We start from the raw sequence: 18346 nt of genomic DNA, 5'->3' as shown, positions 1-18346 counted from the left end.
ATTAGGCTAGGAGACACCGCACTTTCAAACAACGTGTTCAATTCAAAGAGAAGCCCATAGTGGCCCGGCCGCCACCAAAACCTCATGAGTGTTCCTCAGCCGCTGTCCCCGCCAGTAAAGAGGTCGCGATCAAAATCGAGCGCATAGCCAGGAAGTCCGACCCCAACACATAGAAAATGGGCAAAGCGGTGAAGGCAAGGCAATGCGCAAAGGCAGGCAAGACACAAAACCCGCCGCCGGCCAGAGCGCGCGGGATGCGGCTGACCACCCAGCATCGCATTGGTCATGGGAAATCTGCTCTGAAAATACCCTCTCTGTTTTTCAGACCTAACCCCTCAAATCAACGATCGCGGGTGATCACGCGCCAATCACGCAGCTGTTTCATGCAAGGCGGTGCATTTGCCCTCATACTAAGCGCGAAAAAGGATCGGAGGGTGCCATGCCTGTTTCTCGTCGCCAATTTGTTGGAATGGTCGGAGCCAGCGCGCTGGCGCCTGCCACAAGCTGGGCGCAGGAAGACCCTGTGCTGGACGCGCTGCACAGCACGTTGCGCGGCGGTCGTACGGATTTCGAAGCCAAGATGGCCTTTCTGGCTCAGCGCGGAAACCCGGATGTGGTCCCTGCCCTCTTGACCGCCATGCGTTTCACTGACCGGCGGCGGGACGACATCGTCGAGGTGATGGAGACTCTGACCGGCGAGCAACTTGGCACCGACTGGTTCGACTGGATGCTCTGGCAAGAGCAGAACCCTCAGATCGTCCCACACCCTTCTTTGATCCCGTTCAAACGCGAGGTCTTGCTGCGGATCGACGACAATTTCGACCTGTTCCTGCGTCCCGAATACCTGCAGCGCGAGCGGATGAAGATCCGGCTGGAGGAGATCACCTGGGGCGGCGTGCGCAAGGATGGCATCCCTTCGCTGGACAATCCGAAGCTGATCTCGGCCTCCGACGCCGACTATCTGAAAGATGATGATCTGGTCTTTGGGGTCTCGATCAACGGTGACGTGCGCGCTTACCCGCTTAGGATCATGGGTTGGCACGAGATGTTCAACGAGGTGATCGGCGGCGTGCCGGTGGCGCTGGCCTATTGCACCCTCTGCGGGTCCGGCATCTTGTTTGAGACGCAGGTGCCGGGTCAGCGGAAACCGTTTGTCTTCGGTTCCTCGGGGTTCCTGTATCGCTCGAACAAGCTGATGTTCGACCGCGAGACGCACTCGCTGTGGAACCAGTATACCGGCAAACCGGTGGTGGGGCCCCTGGTGGATAGCGGGATCGAACTGAAGCAGCGCCCCGTGGTGATCACGACCTGGGACAGCTGGAAAACCTCTCACCCTGACACGCGCGTCTTGTCGCTCAGCACCGGGCATCGTCGCAACTATGGCTCGGGCGTGGTGTATCGCGAGTATTTCGCCTCACCCGAGTTGATGTTCCCAGCTTTGGTGGATCAGTCCGAGCATCGCCAGAAAGACTACATCTTCACCATCCGCCAGTTCGGCGCCGCGCGGGCCTGGCCGCTGGACGCTTTCAACAAGACCCGCGTGATCAACGATGCTATTGCGGATCGACCCTTGGTTTTGATCGGCAATCCGGACCGCCGGACAGTACGTGCCTATGAGCGTGCGGGCCACCGGTTCAAGGCATCAGGCGGAGGTCTGGTCGATGAGAGCGGTCGTAAATGGACCTTGTCCGAAGAGATGCTGATCGGGCCGGATGGCACGCAATTGCCGCGCGTGGCCGGGCATATCTCTTTTTGGTTCGCGTGGGACAATTATCTGGGCGACGCGGCGAGCGTGTATAACGGCTAGGAGTGTTCCTCGGCCGCTGTCGCCGCCAGCGCCCGGTTATACGCCTTTAAAACGTCGATGTGATAGAGCGCGCCAACCGGCGTCTCTGTCCCGTTTTCGTCCATGACGATCACCGGGATACAGGGAATATCCTCGCGGTCAAAATAGGGCATTGCCGCCTCGAGCGTCGCGCTTGCTTTGACGCAGAGGCCTTTTTCTATCAGCGCCCGCGCTTCCTCCTTGGTGATCGAGCGCACATCGCCAATGGGTCGCATCACCGCTCCGGCACGCAACATGGCCAACAGATAGGCCTGTGGTCCCGCCGCCAGATGCACATTGCGACGTTCCAGCTGGGTAAGGAAGAACGACCGGTCCACAAGGCGTGAGGCCAAGGCGGTGGACATAGACACTGATACCATCACCGCCAGACCGATCTGCCAGTCTCCGGTCAGCTCGAACACGATCAAAGTGGTCGAGATCGGCGCGCCCAGAACCGCTGCAGCCACGGCCCCCATTCCGGCAAAAGCGTAAAGGGTATGGGTTCCCGATACATCCGGAAGCAATCCGGTGGCGATCAGCCCAAAGGCCAGCCCGGTCAGCGCTCCGATCATCAGAGAAGGCGAAAACACGCCTCCGCCCATGCGCCCGCCCATGGTAATTGCAACCGCCACTGTCTTGAGGATCGCAAACAGGATTGCCGTAGTCAGCACCAGATCACCGGTCAGAGCGCGGATCGTCGTTTCATACCCAACGCCGATGATATGCGGGAACCAGATCGCCAAAAGGCCCAGCATCGCGCCCGAAACCGCCGGGCGCAGCCATCCGGGCAGTGACAGTCGGGCTTGAACATGATTGCCAAAATCCTCGGCAAAAAAGATCGAGCGCATCAGAAGCAAGGACACCAACCCGCAGATCAGCCCGAGGATTAGGAAGGCAGGCAGTTCGACGTAGAATTGCAGCGAGCCGGGCGTATCCAACGTGAACTCGGTAACGTCGCCATATTCCAGCCGGTTGATCACCGTCCCCGCGACCGAGGCAATGACGATGGGTGCAAAGGCGTGGACCGCGAAATGGCGTAAAACGACCTCAAGCGCGAATAGTGCTCCTGCAATGGGGGCATTAAAGCTGGCCGAAACCGCAGCCGCTACAGCGCAGCCCAACAGGTCGCGCCCGGTGATTCCGTCGGCATGGATGCGGTCGCTGACCCAGGTCGAGATGACCCCGGCCATATGCACCACAGGCCCTTCCCGACCCGTGGAGCCGCCTGTGCTGAGTGTAATCAAAGAGGCGAACAACGAAGCGACGCCTGCCTTGGTCTCGACCCGTCCATCGCTGACCGCCGCCCCTTCGATCACATCCGCGACCGAGCGTACTCGGCCATCATCAGTAAAGCGCGTGAGGATCAGCCCCACGATCACCCCGCCGATGATTGGAATGATCAGCACGATGAACCAAGGCAGCTTCTCAGCGTGGCTGTGCAGCAGCAGGATATCCTCGGTATCGTAAATATAGGCCTGCAAGCCTCGGATCGCTTTGCGGAACCCAAGCGCCATGAACCCTGCCGCAATCCCAATCGCCAGAGCGATAAACCAGAACTGGATTTGGCTCGGCCCTCGGCGACGCATCACCCGCAACGCATCCTTGATCGCGGCAAGAGCCTGATTGAGCTGGTTGCGCAGAACGGTGCGGGTTGATTGGGTCATTGGCTCTCGGGGATCATAACTTAACCCTTAGTAAGCCACGGCGGGGTCTGAGAAAAGTAAGATAGCGACGGTCAGGCCGGCGGATTGCGCCAAAGACGCACTAAGCCTCCAACAAAGCGCGAGCAGCCGCCCGCGCTTCCTCTGTGATCGTATCGCCCGAGACCATGCGGGCAATTTCGTCCACGCGATCTATTTCGGCCAGCGGCACAACGGTTGAAAGCGCTTGGCCATCGGTGACCTGCTTCTGCACACGCCAGTGATGGGCCGCGCGCGCCGCGACCTGAGGGGAATGCGTGACGACCAGAACTTGCCCGCCCTGCGCCAGAGACGCCAGCCTGCGGCCCACCGCATCGGCCGTCGCACCTCCCACACCCCGGTCGATTTCATCAAAAATCATGGTCCTGGCGCTGTCATCGCCGGACAGGCAAACTTTCAACGCCAGCAGAAAGCGGCTGAGTTCCCCGCCTGAGGCGATTTTGTTCAGCGGTCCCGATGGTGCGCCTGGATTGGTGGCAACCGTAAAGGCCACCGCGTCGGTGCCCTCGGGTCCGGGATCGGACTCGGTAAGCTCTGTCCGAAACACCGCACGTTCCATTTTAAGCGGCGCAAGCTCGGCCATGACGGCCTGATCCAATTGTCCAGCCGCCGCTTGACGCGCAGCGCTAAGATCTGCCGCAGCCGCATCGTAGGTCGCCTGGGCCGCCTCGACCGCGGCACGTTGGTCGGCCAGATCGGCATCGCCCGCATCAAGCTTGCCCAGACGATCACGCAGCGTATCAGCAAACGTGCCCAAATCATCCGGGGCCACATCATGTTTACGGGCCAGTGCTCGGATGGCGAACAAACGCTCCTCGGCGGCTTCCAGTTCGGCGGGGTTGAAGTCCAGCGCCTGAAGGCAGGCATTCACACCATCCTGCGCCTCGCCCAATTCGATCATGGCCCGGCCAAGCGCTGCGATCGGTTCCTCCAATTGTCCGCCTGCAGAGTCCGACACACCCTCGAGCCAGCGTATCGCATCCGACATCGCGCCTTCGGCCCCGTCGCCACCCAGTAGGTCAAATGCACGAGCAACATCGTCGCGGATACGCTCCGCCCCTTGCATCATGCGGCGGCGGGCATCGAGATCAGCGTCTTCTCCGGGTTGCGGATCGAGCTTGTCCAACTCAGCAACGGAATGGCGCAGGAATTCCTCCTCTGCGCGCATGGCGGCCAAAGCGGCTTCGGTCTCGGCCAGGGCTTTGCGGCTGCGAGACATCTCGGACCACGCCCGACGGACCTTGGCCAACAGGTCCGAAACCTGAGCGTAGTCGTCCAGCAGCACCCGGTGCCCGCGAGGGTTCAGCAATCCTCGGTCATCATGCTGCCCATGCAATTCGATCAGCGTTTCGGACAGAGCGCGGAGGACCTCACCTGAACAGCGGCGATCATTGACCCAAGCGGTTTTTCGGCCCTCTGCCGTGTTGACCCGGCGCAGGATCAGTTCTTCACCTCCCGGCAAACCGGCCTCAGACAGAACAGCATGAGCGGGGTGGCCCTCGGGCAATTCGAACTCGGCCACAACCTCGCCCTGCGCAGCGCCTTGGCGAACCAGGTCAGCCCGTCCGCGCCAACCAAGAACGAAACCCAGCGAGTCCAGAAGGATCGACTTGCCCGCGCCGGTTTCACCGGTCAACGCGTTCAATCCCGGCTGAAAACTCAATTCCAGCCGGTCAATGATCAGCATGTCGCGAATATCGAGGGCGCGCAGCATCGGGTCTTTAACGTCCCAAGCCAGATGACATGGCGATTACAACCACTCACCTTTGATCGTCTGGCGATAGATCGTGCTGAGCCAGTTGTTGCCACGGCTCTTCAGATCCAACCCACGCGAGGTCAGCAGCTTGTACCCGTCGTCATACCATTCCGAGGACTGGTAGTTGTAGCCCAAGATTGCACCCGCCGTCTGCGCCTCGTCAAACAGACCGAGCGACAGGTACGCCTCGATCAGGCGATAGAGCGCCTCGGCGGTGTGAGAGGTGGTCTGAAAATCCTCAACGACGACGCGGAACCGGTTGATGGCCGCGACGTAGTGATCCTGACGCAGATAATAGCGTCCGATCTCCATTTCTTTGCCCGCTAGATGGTCAAAGGCCAGATCGAATTTTAACACGGCCGAGGTGGTGTATTCGCTGTCCGGATAAACCTCGATCACGGTGCGTAGCGCTTGTAGGGCCTGAAAGGTCAGGCCCTGATCGCGGCCGACTTCGTCGATCTGGTCATAGTAGCTGAGCGCCAGAAGATACTGCGCATAAGCCGCATCTTCGTCCGTTGGGTAAAAATCGATATAGCGCTGAGCCGCGGCACGGCTTTCTTCGTAATTCTTGTCGGCATGGAAGGAAAACGCCTGCATGATCAGCGCGCGTTTGGCCCAATCGGAATAGGGATACAGACGCTCAACTTCCGAGAAATACCACGCCGCGTCGTCCGAGCGATTCTGCGACAGCTCATATTCACCGCGCGTATAGATTTGTTCCGGTGTGAACCCTTCAAGGTTCTGATCCCGATCCGCGCCTTTGCTACCGAACAGGCCTCCCCCGTTGCCGCAGGCGCTCAAAACTGCTGCCAGAAGAATCGCACTTGCGAATCTGACTGCCGCTTTGTTGCCAACCATACCGCTCATCCTTAGTCGTCTTACTTACAGGATCCAAACCGGATCGAGCCTTGGTCTAGCACAGAAAATTCCGGTGCAAAACGCATTATCCACTTACTGGCGGAAATGTCGTCAGAGTTGATCAGATCAGGCTACAGCAGGGATTTCGGCGGCAATAAGGCCCTGACCGGGCAGACGGGCGGCCTGCTCGGGGGTGCACAGGATCGGACGAACCGCGCCGGGCGTTTCGAACAATGAACGCAACAGCGTGTTGGTCATGGAATGGCCCGACTTGTCGCCGGTGAAGTGACCCAGAATCGGACCACCAGCCAGATAGAGATCACCCAGCGCGTCGAGCATCTTATGGCGCACAGCTTCATCCGCGTGGCGGAAACCGCCCGGTGTAAGAATCTCGGTGCCTTGAACGACCACAGCGTTTTCCAGCGTCCCGCCCAAAGCCAAGCCGTTCTCACGCATGGTCTCGACGTCGATCCGGCGGCAGAAGGTGCGGCTATCGCTGAGTTCGCGCACGAAGGACCCGTTGCGCATATCCAGCGTTTTCGTTTGGCTCCCGATGGCCGCATCCTCGAAATCGATGTGGAAGTCGATGATCAGCCCGTCCGCAGGCTTGATCGAGGCACTGGCTCCTTCACGAGACGCGGTCACGGGCTTCAGCACTTCGTAGGCCAGAACCGGGCTGGCCTGGCGGCGAACGCCTTTCGACATGATGCCACGCACAAAGTCGATCGAGGATCCATCCATGATCGGGACTTCCGGCCCGTCAATTTCTATCAGCGCGTTGTGTACACCGCACCCGGCAAGCGCTGCCATGATGTGTTCAATGGTCGAGACGGAAACACCGGCGTCATTCACCAGACGGGTGCAAAGCGGTGTACGCTCGACCATGTCGTAGACTGCAGGGATCAACGAATTGCCCAGCTCTATATCCGTCCGTTTGAACCAGATCCCGTGACCAGCGGCTGCCGGTTTCAGAGTCATCATTGCAGGTTGACCGCCATGCAGTCCAACGCCTTTAAACGTAACCGGAGATTTGAGCGTATGTTGCAAAATGGGCCTCAGCGCGTGGTGTCCAGCCTATACGGGCTGTGTTGGACACTGAGTTAAGGAAGAGGCCCCTCAGGCTCAACTCACTCTTTGCAACTGAATGAAACATGAATGTGACAGATCGGCAAAACCCTGCTCAGGGCTATTTAAGATCCTGTAAATCATGAAAAAAGGGCCGCCTTTTGGCGACCCTTTACGATGATTTTGTTACCGCGATCAGTTGGCTTGACGGCGCAGGAAGGCCGGAATTTCGATACGATCCTGATCCGGATCAGCCTCTTCCTGCACAGGTGCCGTAGCGTCAGCTTGGCGCATTTGCGGCTGATGACGCGGCGGTTGCGCAGGTGTATCTGCCGCGTGGCCGGTCATCCGGTCGATCAGACGATTGAACCCGAAGCGGGGGCGCTCTTCGTGTTCTGCCTGCGGCTGAGGGGCTGGTTCCTGAGGCCGAGTAGCCGTCAGGCGTTGCGCCGCTGAGGGGACATTCTGAACCGCGGCCTGAAGGCGTTGCAGCGCCTCGGGCGAGGGGGTGCCGGCAGAATGCTGATGTGGCGCGGTATAGGTTTCGGGGGTCTCTTCAACCGGTTCCGGCTGCGGCTCGAACTCGGCCACGCGCGGCTGGTAGGCCGGGGGCGGAAGACCATCATCATCCTGCTCAACTTGCGGCTGGAACTGGCTCGGGGCCGGCTCTTCAGCCGCTTCGAACAGCGACGGTTCGCGGTTTTCGGTCTGAACCGGCGCGGCCTCGGCTGCGACGGGTGCCTCTTCCTGGACCGGCTCTTCAGCGGAAACAGTGCGCGTCAGAGGCTCGGACATCGAGCGGCGCGCGACCGGAACTTCCGAGGTCTTCTCGCTGGCATCGATGCCGGTTGCGACGACCGAAACGCGCATACCCCCTTCCATTGCGGTATCCAGCGTCGAGCCAACGATAATGTTCGCCTCGGGGTCCACTTCCTCGCGAATGCGGTTCGCGGCTTCGTCCAGTTCGAACAGCGTCAGGTCGTGCGAACCGGTGATGTTGATCAGCACGCCCTTCGCGCCCTTGAGGCTGATTTCGTCCAGCAGCGGGTTGGCAATCGCCTTCTCGGCCGCCTGGATCGCGCGATCTTCGCCAGTGGCCTCACCCGTGCCCATCATCGCTTTGCCCATCTCATCCATCACGGCGCGCACGTCCGCGAAGTCGAGGTTTATCAGGCCCGGACGGACCATCAGATCGGTCACACCTTTAACGCCCTGATACAGAACGTCGTCCGCCATCGAGAACGCCTCGGTGAAGGTGGTCTTTTCGTTGGCCAGACGGAACAGATTTTGGTTGGGGATGATGATCAGCGTGTCTACGACCTTTTGCAGCGATTCAACGCCGTCTTCCGCCTGACGCATGCGCTTGGCGCCTTCGAACTGGAAGGGCTTGGTGACAACACCAACCGTGAGCACGCCCAGCTCACGCGCGGCCTGCGCGATGATCGGAGCAGCACCAGTCCCTGTGCCACCGCCCATACCGGCAGTGATGAAGCACATGTGCGCACCCGCGAGATGGTCGACAATCTGTTCGATACTTTCTTCAGCGGCTGCGGCCCCAACGGTAGGACGGGCCCCTGCCCCCAGACCTTCGGTGACCTTCACACCCAGCTGCACTCGCGCCGAGGACTGGCTTTGCTGCAGCGCCTGCGCGTCGGTGTTCGCGACGACGAAATCCACGCCGTCCAGCTGTTTCTCGATCATATTGTTGACTGCGTTACCGCCCGCGCCGCCAACGCCAAATACTGTAATCCGAGGCTTCAGTTCGTCGTGCCCGGGCATCGAAAGATTCAATGTCATGCTCTGTCCGCCTGTATTTTTGTTCCGCCAAAGCGGTGTTTTTCTTTACCTATCCATCTTCGATTCTAGCGATGTGATGCGTAAAGGTCACGTCAAAAATCACGCGATTCCACAAAATATGGACGAAATAAGGCAGCAACCGGCGGCATTTCGCAGGCTTTGCCAAATATAGCGGAAACAATGCGGATCACTACAAGACACAGAGCATCCGAGCAGTGAACGACCTATGCGTCACGCCCCGGATTCAAATCAAAACAAGTGCGGAAAACTGCTCAATGTCCTGCCGCAAAACCTCTCGCGGGTCCTGTGGATATCTTGAGGGATAAATCAGGCCTCTGCAAGGTGTTTTTCAACTGATTGGGGCACTTGGACAATTCAGGCTGTGATTGGTCATGCTGCGCACCTCCTGGATTTCACCATTGCTGAGCTCTGCCAACCGAACCATCAAACGGCCCTGATATTCGAATGGCCACCAGCAGACGGGAAAGCCGTCTGTATCATCGTCGTAGAGAAAACAAATCTGCCCATTCGGTGTTGTGATCTGACCGTAGACGCATCCCCCACCTTCGACCCGCCAGACCGAGGTCTTGCGGTTCAGGAATTGCTCGGTTCCAACCAGCTCACCGCTGCGGATTTCGTGGAACTGCACCGTTTTGCCCAGCACTGCATCCAGAAACGTCTCAGGTGAGATGACGGACTGCGCCGAAGCGAGGCCGGGCGCAAGCGCCGCGCACAAGGCGCAGCGCAGGGCTCTACCAATTGTCACGGAACCACCGAACGGCGCGTTTGAACGGGCGTGCAGCATAGGTGTCGACTGGGATTTCGAAATCCCACCATTCGTCCTGTGGATGCGCCGCAAACAGGCTGAGACCAACGGCCGAGGAAAAGCCCGGCCCCGTCGCAGATTGTGGCAGGCCGTGAACGCGCAGTGGGCGGCCAAGACGGACACGCTGACCAAGGATACGGGTCGCGAGCCCGTCGAGCCCCATGATCTGACTCCCTCCACCGGTCAGCACGATCTGCTGGCTGGGCATATGCTCGAACCCGGCGGCATCCAGACGGACGCGAACCTCTTCCAGAATCTCTTCGACCCGAGGGCGCATGATCCCGATCAGCTCGGCCCGGCTGACGGTACGGCGGTCATGTTCCCAATCGCCCGTATCACCGCCAATATCGATCAGATCGCGATCGTCGGCTCCGGTCGCATGGACACCGCCATTGAAGGTCTTGATCCGCTCTGCCACGGCGGTCGGCACGCCAAGACCCATCGAGATGTCCTGTGTGACATGATCACCGCCCATGCGCACACAATCGGCGTAGATCATGTGTTTCTTCATGAAGATCGACACGCTGGTGGTGCCGCCACCCATGTCGATACAGGCCGCACCCAGCTCCTGCTCATCCTCAACCAATGCCGAGATACCTGACACATAGGCCGAGTTCGCAATCCCTGCGAGTTCCAGATCGCAACGCTTGATGCAGCGGACGATGTTCTGGATCGCAATCGCGTCTACGGTCAGCATATGCATGTCGACGGCCAGAGATTGCCCCATCTGCCCGCGCGGGTCGATCAGGCCCGAGCGGTTGTCCAAGGCAAAATTCACCGGTTGGGCATGCAGTACCTCACGCCCCGCCCCGTAGTCCGGGACATCGCAGGCGTTCAGAACACGGCCAACCTCGGCCTCGGTCACAAGCTGGCCTTCCAGATCGACCTGCGCATCCAAACCGTAGGAACGCGGGTTCGCACCCGAGAAACAGGCGATCACGTGATCAACGCGAATATCGGCCATCTTCTGCGCGGCTTGCAGGGCGGTGCGAATGGCGCGCTCGGTTTCCTGCATGGCCGTGACTTCGCCAAACTGCACCCCGCGCGAGCGGGTGGTCGCCGCGCCAATAACCCGGAACCCGGTCTGTCCGGCCATTGAACCGATGGTGTTATCCTCACTCAGCCGCCCGGTGCCATCAAAACGCAGCACGAGGCATGAGATTTTCGAGCTGCCCACATCCAGAATGGCGATAACGCCCCGCTGCATCGCTTGTCTGCGCATTTGCCGCATGGCGCGTTGGGACTGATAAAGATCGGTCATCATGGTCGTTACTGCCCGTTACCCACTGTCACTTTTGTATTCCACCAGTCTTCGCTGGCGGCTTTGGTCATTCTGATTGTTGGCCGCTGTCCGAGGCGCATATCCACCACAGCCACGTCACGCTCCAACAAGTCCTGTACTTCGTTCACGGCCAGCACCCGTTCGAGCGCACGCACTGGGCGATCCGTCGGCAGCATGATGCGCTGGCCGCGATCCAGCACCAAATCCCAGCGCCGTTCGCCAATACGTACAAGGCCCCGAACACGGGTGCCAAGGCTGCGCGAAGTGCGGAAAATCTCAAGCGCTTCGGCGACATGTTCATCCGCGCCCTTGCCGGCGATCAAAGGCAGGTCGCTGTGATCCTTGCGCGAGGCGATCAGGTCGACATGAACGCCGGTCTCATCCAAAAGCTCGATAGACTCTCGGGTGCGCCACACGATGACAGGCTGACGCTCAACGACGTCCACCTGCAGGATGCCACCGGGCCGAATGCGCACAGTGGCCGATTTCACAGGATCAAGCCCGGTAATCGTGTCGCGCATCTGCTCGACATCCAGATCCCAGGAGCTGATCGGGAAATCCAGAGGCACCACCTCTCGAATGTCATTAGACAGGCCGGGACCTGCGCCATCAATGGCCATCAGATTGACCATGAACTCAGGACGCTCCTGTATCGAGGTGCGTATGTCGGCGATATAGGTATTGAGCGCCTCGCGCCGCTCCTCGGACGCAAAGTAGAGCCCGACGGCGGCCGCAACAGCGCAGATCGGCAGACCCAGCTTGACGCCCATACGGATGCCCGGCGTCAACATCCAACGCTGGAACCGGTAGCTGAGGCGCGACGGTGCCGGATCAGACCGACGCGCGGTGCGGTTGAACAGCTTCACCCCGCCCAAACGCAGAACAGGCTGCGTTTCATGGGATTCGGTATCAGCGGATTCGAAATCAGCATCCGGCCCGGCCAGAGGTTTGGCCCGATGGATCACTGGCGCGCGGGAGGCTCTTAGCGGTCGCATGAGGCGTCCTCCACCATCCAGGCGCAGAGCTGTCCGAAACTCATCCCGCAGTGTTCTGCCTGTTCCGGCACCAGCGAGGTCGGCGTCATCCCGGGCTGAGTATTGGTTTCCAGCAGGAACAAACCATCCGCGCCCATAGTGTCGTCCCACCGGTAGTCGGTCCGGGTCACGCCACGACAGCCCAAGGCGTTGTGCGCTTTCAAAGCGTAGTCCATGCAGCGGTCAAAGATATCCTGCGGGATGTCAGCGGGCAGCACATGCCACGAGCCGCCGGGCTTGTATTTGGCATCGTAGTCGTACCAACCACCATCCGTCATGATCTCGGTCACGGTCAGGGCGCGATCACTCATAACGGTCACAGTCAGTTCTCGACCCGCCACGTATTTCTCGACCATGATGTGATCGGGCATATCCTCCGACAATTGCGGAGGACCATTCGACCCCTCGTGTACGATATAGATGCCGACGCTCGATCCCTCATTGTTGGGCTTGGCGACGTAAGGCGGCTCCATCACATGGACCTCGACCACCTCGACCTTGGGCACGATCACGCTGGGAACAATGGGCAGTCCTTCGGCCTGATAGACCTCTTTGCTGCGCTGCTTGTCCATTGCAAGCGCCGAGGCCAAAACACCCGAATGGGTGTAGGGAATACGCATCCACTCCAACAGACCCTGCACGCAGCCATCCTCACCCCAGCGGCCATGCAGGGCGTTGAAAACCACGTCCGGCTTGATATCCAAAAGGCGCGCGCAGAGGTCGGGACCTGCGTCCAGCTCAACCACTTCAAAGCCTTCTCCCACAAGGGCGGCTGCGCATTCGCGCCCAGAGCTGAGAGACACCTCGCGTTCCGCCGAGGGGCCACCCATCAATACCGCCACTTTGGGGTTTGTCCTGCTCGACATACCCAACATGCGCCTCAATGTCCCCGGACCTTATGTGGTGGTCCGTATTGCGTTTATGCCTTTGATCCGTCGCCGTTAATTGCCTGTTATGGTCTGACGGTTGGGGCTTTATTCTTTCAGCGGATCACCGACCCGCATGATTTCCCACTCTAGCGTGATGCCGCTTGTTTCGTAAACCTTTTTTCGCACCTCTTCACCCAGACCTTCTAGGTCTGCGGCGGTGGCATCACCGGTGTTGATCAGGAAATTCGAGTGCTTGGGGCTCATCTGCGCGCCACCTTTCGTGGCCCCACGCATGCCCGCATCGTCGATGACCTTCCAAGCCTTGAGGTCATGCACATCATCTGCCTTCCCCGTCGAGGAGAACCCGGCCGGATTGCGGAAGGTCGAACCGGCGCTGCGGTCCTTGGTGGGCTGGGTCTCGTCGCGCTTTTGCAACTGCGCCGCCATTCGGGCATGAAGCGCGTCGGGGTCACCTTCGGGGCCTTCGAAACTTGCCGAGATCAGCACCGCGCCATCAGGCAGGTCGGATTGACGGTAGCGAAAGTTCAGGTCCTCGGGGCCAAGGTCCATCAACTCACCCTGCCGTGTGACGATAGTGGCCTTTTTCAGAACATCCGCCGTGTAGCTACCATAACACCCTGCGTTCATGCGCACGGCCCCACCGATTGACCCCGGAATCGTGCGCAAAAAGGTCAGATCCACACCAGCATCCGCCGCTCTACGTGCCACATGCGCATCCAACGCCGCAGCACCTGCGGTGACAGTAGTGCCCTCGATCTCAATCCCGTTGAAGCCCCGGCCCAGCCGGATCACCACCGCGCGCAAACCGCCATCGCGCACAATGAGGTTCGAGCCGACTCCCATCGGAAAGATCACGACATCATCGGGTAGCTCGCGCAAAAAGCCCTGCAGATCTTCAACATCCGCAGGTTGGAACAAAAAGTCAGCCGGACCGCCTACACGCAACCATGTCAGGTCGCTGAGACTTCGGTTTTCGGACAGTTTGCCACGAGGCACAGGAAGAACAGTCATAGCTGCTAACTCGCGGATTCAGAGGGAGTTGGCAACATGTAACCGCCGTAAAACGGTCAAATTCGCCGACGCAGCCACCGCCCCAGATAGATCACCGGCCAGCGCAAGATCGACATACCCATCACGAGGACTATCAGCCCTACCCATGGGCCGTTCTCGTAGGTGACATATCCAAGGAGAGGGATACCGACCGCGATCAAGATGTAGGCGCGGGTCCAGTGGTTGTCCTTGCTGGGGATCATCGCCAGCAGGTTCGCAACAAGGCCCCACAGGGCTGCGAGGGCAAGAGAGAGGGTCATTCCATCACCTCCCCGCGCACCCATTTGCGCCAGTAATAGCGGATCGGGTTGCGAAACATCGAGACGAAACCTCCCAAGGCCAGAACCGACCAGACCCATCCATGGTCATAACCCAGCCAGATGATCATTCCAGGCGCGCAGGTCAACAGGACAATCCCCGGAGGGAATTGCAGTCGCATCGGCAGCAAAGCCACGATGGTGGCGCTAATCACCCAAAGGGCGGCAAACATGGTCGAATAGTCCATTGTCCCCTCCTGGGACGTGGTCTTGGCAATAGGTCGCACACCTTCAGGTTGTGCAGCAAATAAGATCAGCCGTCAAACAGCCTGTTTCCTTTGCAACCGTTCCGGCAACCCGTTCGCCCATGCACTGATCGTCCCGGCGCCTAGACACACGACCATGTCACCGGGGCGGGCTTGTTCGCGGACCAGACGCTCCAGATCGTTTTCGTCCAACAAGGCCCGCGCATGGCGGTGGCCGTGACGGATGAGGCCCTGCACCAGATCATCGCGCGAAGCACCTTCGATCGGGTCTTCTCCGGCGGCGAAGATATCAGCGATGGCGACCACGTCAGCGTCGTTGAAGCAGGTGCAGAAATCGTCGAACAGGTTGGACAGACGCGAATAGCGGTGCGGTTGGTGAACGGCGATCACGCGGCCCTCGGTCGCTTGGCGAGCGGCTTTCAAGACGGCGGCGATTTCGACCGGGTGGTGGCCGTAATCGTCGATGATGGTGACACCGTCGACCTCTCCGACCTTGGTGAAGCGGCGGTTGACGCCACCGAAATTCGCCAAAGCCTCGCGGATTTCGGATGCTTTCATGCCCAAGTGCCGCGCCACCGCAACAGCGGACAACGCGTTCGAGACATTGTGGTCACCCGGCATCGGCAGGGTGCAACCTTCGATCACCTTGTCCTCATATTGCAGATGGATATCGAAATGCGCGACGCCGCCCTTGTAGGTCAGGTTCTCGGCCCGCACATCGGCCTGCGCGTTGAAGCCATAGGTGCGCACGCGGCGGTCGGTGATGCGGCCGACCAGCGCCTGCACTTCGGCATGATCCGTGCAGCACACCGCCAGACCATAGAAGGGCAGGTTCGATACGAACTCATAGAACCCGTCGCGCAGCGTATCGAAATCACCCCAATGCTCCATATGCTCGGGGTCGATATTCGTGACGATGGCGATGGTTGCGGGCAGACGGTTGAACGAGCCGTCGGATTCGTCGGCCTCGACCACCATCCATTCGCCCTGCCCCATGCGCGCGTTGGAGCCATAGGCGTGGATGATGCCGCCATTGATGACCGTAGGGTCGAAATCTCCGGCCACCATCAGCTCGGCCATCATTGTGGTCGTTGTGGTTTTGCCATGCGTCCCGGCGATAGCGATGTTCGAGCGCAGGCGCATCAGTTCCGCCAGCATGTCAGCGCGACGGACAACCGGCAGACCTTGCGCGCGCGCTTCGTCCAGTTCCGGGTTGCCCGGCTTGATCGCGGTCGAGGTGACGACCACGGCGGCGTTCTGCAAGTTTTCGGCCTCTTGGCCCACAAAAATCTCGGCCCCCAAAGATGCCAGACGGTCCGTGATTTTTGAGGCCTTCAGGTCCGACCCCTGCACCCGGTAGCCAAGGTTCAGCAACACCTCGGCGATCCCCGACATCCCGATCCCTCCGATCCCAACGAAATGGATCGGTCCTACGTCCTGCGGCAGTTTGGTTGCGGGGTTCATGTGGTCTCCTTCTGCGCCAGTTGCTCAACAAGGGCGACCAGCCGCTCGGTGGCGTCGGGGGCTCCTGTCGAGAGGGCGGCATGGGCCATTTTCTGTGCGGCTTCGGGGTTGGTCAAAACCGTGGTCATTTGCTCGGTCAGTGAGGGAACGTCAAGCGCCTTTTCGGGGATCATGATTGCCCCGCCTGCCTGCACCAGCCCTCGAGCATTGGCGGTTTGGTGGTCCCCTGCGGCGGCGGCGAAAGGGATCAGGATCGACGGGCGACCGATGACTGAGATGTCGGCCACGCTTGATGCGCCCGAACGGCTGATGACAAGCTGCGCATCCGACATGCGGCGCGGAACGTCGTCAAAGAACGGTTGCACATCAGCGCGAATACCGTGATCGGCGTAGAAGGCCGTGACACGCTCACCATCCTCATCGCGAGCCTGATGCGAGACGCGGATAAAACCGCGTAGAAATTCCGGGAGAGCGGCAATTGCCTCGGGCACCACATCGCTGAGAATCCGCGCACCCTGACTGCCGCCCATCACCAGAACCGACATCGGATACTCACCGGGCGGGATATAGGGCGCACCGGCCCGCTCCAGCACCGAGGCCCGGACCGGATTACCAGTGTGAATGCCGCTGGACCCTTCGGGCAGATCGGTCGGCCAAACACCGCAGGCCACTTGGGCCACGCGTGTGGCGAAGAGCTGGTTCACACGCCCCAAAACGCCGTTCTGTTCATGGATCATACGCGGCAGTTTCAGCAGCGTTGCCGCGCCCAGCGCCGGGATCGACGGGTAGCCGCCAAAGCCTACAACCACATCCGGACGGTCGCGCAGCATTTGCATGGCCATGCTTGTCACACCGCCCGCAATCTTCGGCCCCACCATCGCTTTTGCGGCCAGACCGCCGCGTGCGAAGGTTGCCGAGGACGCCTCGACAATCTCGGTCGTGTGCGGGAAGCCTCCGGTATAGCGAGCGCCCCTGGGATCGGTCGACAGGCGCACGCGCCAGCCTTTTTGCAACATCGCCTCAGCCAGAGCCTGCGCCGGGAACATGTGGCCCCCGGTGCCGCCAGCCGCAATCAACAGGTAAGGTTTGCTCATCAGCCTCGTCCGCGCAGAATATCACCCAGCTCACCTTGGGGACGTGAGCGTGTGAAGGCCAGCAACATGCCGACCGCAATACCACCCGCGATCAGGGATGAGCCGCCATAGCTGACGAAGGGCAGTGTCATGCCCTTTGCAGGCAACAGGCGCACGGCCACACCCATATTGATCATCGCCTGAACGCCAAACATGCAGGCCAAGCCAGTGCCAGCCAGACGGATGAACATATCCCGCTCACGCATCAGGCGCATCAGCGAGCGCACAACGATGATCGAATAAAGCGCGATGATGATCAGCACCAGGATCAGACCATATTCCTCGGCCGCCACAGCGATGATGAAATCCGTATGCGCATCAGGCAGAGACCATTTGACCTGCCCCTCCCCCACGCCAACACCAAACAAACCGCCCTCACGGATGGCGTTGGTGGCGTAGCCAAGCTGAGTGGTCGGATCGACCTCCTGGTTCAAAAATCCATCGATGCGGCGTGCAAAGTGGTCCGAGTTGGAATAGGCGAACATTCCGCCCAGAACGACCACTCCGGCCATGCCAACCAGCAAAAGCATCGGCGCTCCGGCCACGAAATACATCACGCCCCAGCCAAATAGGATCAGGCAGGCTTGCCCGAAATCAGGCTGCATCACCAGCATGCCAACAATCGCCATACACAGCGCAAACGACCACAACCGCCCCGGAGGGCCATTGATCTCTTGCGAGGCCGCCAGCAGCCAAGCCGCAACGACCACAAATCCAGGCTTGAGAAACTCGGACGGTTGCAATGAGGCGAAGCCCAGCGAGTACCAGCGCACAGCGCCTTTTCCGAAATCCGTCCCGAAGACCGGCAGGAACGCCAACGCCACGAAGGCCCCCAGAAAACCCAGCACCGCCAAACGCCGCACCAGCGTCGGAGACATCATCGAGGTCAGCAACATCGCGATCAGCGCCAATCCGCCGAAGAGCGCCTGCCGTTCAACATAGTGGAACGGATCAAACCCGTTACGCCCGGCCAGAGGCGGCGATGAGGCCAGCCCCAACAACAATCCGATGACAAACAGGATCAGAACGCAAGACATTGTCCAGCGATCAATCGTCCGCCACCACTTTGGTAGAATCGGTTCCCCGCGCTGGTCCTGAACCGCGCCATACACCATCTCAGTCATGAGATACCGCCACTTACTG

The 18346-nt window shown here is 60.0% G+C and carries 17 protein-coding genes; 1 reads left to right on the top strand and 16 read right to left on the bottom strand.

Annotation, left to right across the window (positions count from 1 at the left end; genetic code table 11):
- Positions 1-82 precede the first annotated feature (82 nt).
- Complete coding sequence (locus tag ACR0AI_RS12495; RefSeq protein WP_480674487.1) at positions 83-280, bottom strand: hypothetical protein; 198 nt, start codon at positions 278-280, stop codon at positions 83-85.
- A 159-nt stretch (positions 281-439) separates the two neighbouring features.
- Between ACR0AI_RS12495 and ACR0AI_RS12490 the strand changes: the two genes are divergently transcribed.
- Positions 440-1807, top strand: coding sequence for a DUF3179 domain-containing protein (locus tag ACR0AI_RS12490; RefSeq protein WP_480674489.1), 1368 nt, complete (start codon positions 440-442; stop codon positions 1805-1807).
- On the opposite strand, the gene ACR0AI_RS12485 is transcribed toward ACR0AI_RS12490, so the two are convergent.
- From ACR0AI_RS12485 to ftsW, 15 genes are all read right to left on the bottom strand, one after another.
- Positions 1804-3489 (bottom strand): chloride channel protein, encoded by a 1686-nt coding sequence (locus ACR0AI_RS12485; RefSeq protein WP_480674491.1) that lies wholly within the window; start codon positions 3487-3489, stop codon positions 1804-1806. The genes ACR0AI_RS12490 and ACR0AI_RS12485 overlap by 4 nt on opposite strands.
- A 100-nt stretch (positions 3490-3589) precedes the next feature.
- Entirely contained in the window at positions 3590-5239 is a 1650-nt protein-coding gene (gene recN / locus ACR0AI_RS12480; protein WP_480674493.1) for a DNA repair protein RecN, read from the bottom strand.
- 36 nt (positions 5240-5275) lie between these two features.
- The gene (locus tag ACR0AI_RS12475) at positions 5276-6139 is read right to left on the bottom strand and encodes an outer membrane protein assembly factor BamD (protein WP_170468611.1); all 864 of its coding nucleotides are present in this window, start codon (positions 6137-6139) and stop codon (positions 5276-5278) included.
- Positions 6140-6265: 126 nt separating this feature from the next.
- Positions 6266-7186, bottom strand: coding sequence for a UDP-3-O-acyl-N-acetylglucosamine deacetylase (gene lpxC, locus ACR0AI_RS12470; protein WP_480674496.1), 921 nt, complete (start codon positions 7184-7186; stop codon positions 6266-6268).
- A 213-nt stretch (positions 7187-7399) separates the two neighbouring features.
- On the bottom strand, positions 7400-9001 hold the full coding sequence (gene ftsZ, locus ACR0AI_RS12465; protein ID WP_480674498.1) for a cell division protein FtsZ: 1602 nt from the start codon (positions 8999-9001) through the stop codon (positions 7400-7402).
- Between the two features lie 349 nt (positions 9002-9350).
- Positions 9351-9767, bottom strand: coding sequence for a hypothetical protein (locus ACR0AI_RS12460; protein ID WP_480674500.1), 417 nt, complete (start codon positions 9765-9767; stop codon positions 9351-9353).
- Entirely contained in the window at positions 9754-11088 is a 1335-nt protein-coding gene (ftsA, locus tag ACR0AI_RS12455) for a cell division protein FtsA (protein WP_170375007.1), read from the bottom strand. The genes ACR0AI_RS12460 and ftsA overlap by 14 nt, the downstream gene beginning before the upstream one ends.
- 8 nt (positions 11089-11096) lie before the next feature.
- The gene (locus ACR0AI_RS12450; RefSeq protein WP_480674502.1) at positions 11097-12104 is read right to left on the bottom strand and encodes a cell division protein FtsQ/DivIB; all 1008 of its coding nucleotides are present in this window, start codon (positions 12102-12104) and stop codon (positions 11097-11099) included.
- Complete coding sequence (locus ACR0AI_RS12445; protein WP_480674504.1) at positions 12092-13009, bottom strand: D-alanine--D-alanine ligase; 918 nt, start codon at positions 13007-13009, stop codon at positions 12092-12094. Before ACR0AI_RS12445 ends, ACR0AI_RS12450 begins: the two co-directional genes overlap by 13 nt.
- A gap of 108 nt (positions 13010-13117) precedes the next feature.
- Positions 13118-14044: a UDP-N-acetylmuramate dehydrogenase gene (murB, locus tag ACR0AI_RS12440; RefSeq protein WP_480674506.1), complete on the bottom strand. Its 927-nt coding sequence runs from the start codon at positions 14042-14044 to the stop codon at positions 13118-13120.
- A 56-nt stretch (positions 14045-14100) separates the two neighbouring features.
- The gene (locus ACR0AI_RS12435; protein ID WP_170554216.1) at positions 14101-14343 is read right to left on the bottom strand and encodes a DUF2484 family protein; all 243 of its coding nucleotides are present in this window, start codon (positions 14341-14343) and stop codon (positions 14101-14103) included.
- Positions 14340-14588 carry a DUF2484 family protein gene (locus ACR0AI_RS12430; protein WP_480674508.1) on the bottom strand — a complete coding sequence of 83 codons (249 nt, stop codon included), beginning with the start codon at positions 14586-14588 and terminating at the stop codon, positions 14340-14342. Before ACR0AI_RS12430 ends, ACR0AI_RS12435 begins: the two co-directional genes overlap by 4 nt.
- Positions 14589-14660: 72 nt before the next feature.
- Entirely contained in the window at positions 14661-16070 is a 1410-nt protein-coding gene (gene murC, locus ACR0AI_RS12425; protein ID WP_480674510.1) for a UDP-N-acetylmuramate--L-alanine ligase, read from the bottom strand.
- On the bottom strand, positions 16067-17164 hold the full coding sequence (locus ACR0AI_RS12420) for a UDP-N-acetylglucosamine--N-acetylmuramyl-(pentapeptide) pyrophosphoryl-undecaprenol N-acetylglucosamine transferase (protein ID WP_480674512.1): 1098 nt from the start codon (positions 17162-17164) through the stop codon (positions 16067-16069). Before ACR0AI_RS12420 ends, murC begins: the two co-directional genes overlap by 4 nt.
- Positions 17164-18327, bottom strand: coding sequence for a putative lipid II flippase FtsW (gene ftsW, locus ACR0AI_RS12415; RefSeq protein ID WP_170374992.1), 1164 nt, complete (start codon positions 18325-18327; stop codon positions 17164-17166). The genes ACR0AI_RS12420 and ftsW overlap by 1 nt, the downstream gene beginning before the upstream one ends.
- Positions 18328-18346 lie beyond the last annotated feature (19 nt).

This window comes from Ruegeria sp. BG3 (assembly GCF_056538485.1).
Note: the sequence above shows the minus strand (reverse complement) of the source record. Positions and strands in the feature narration are given on the sequence as shown.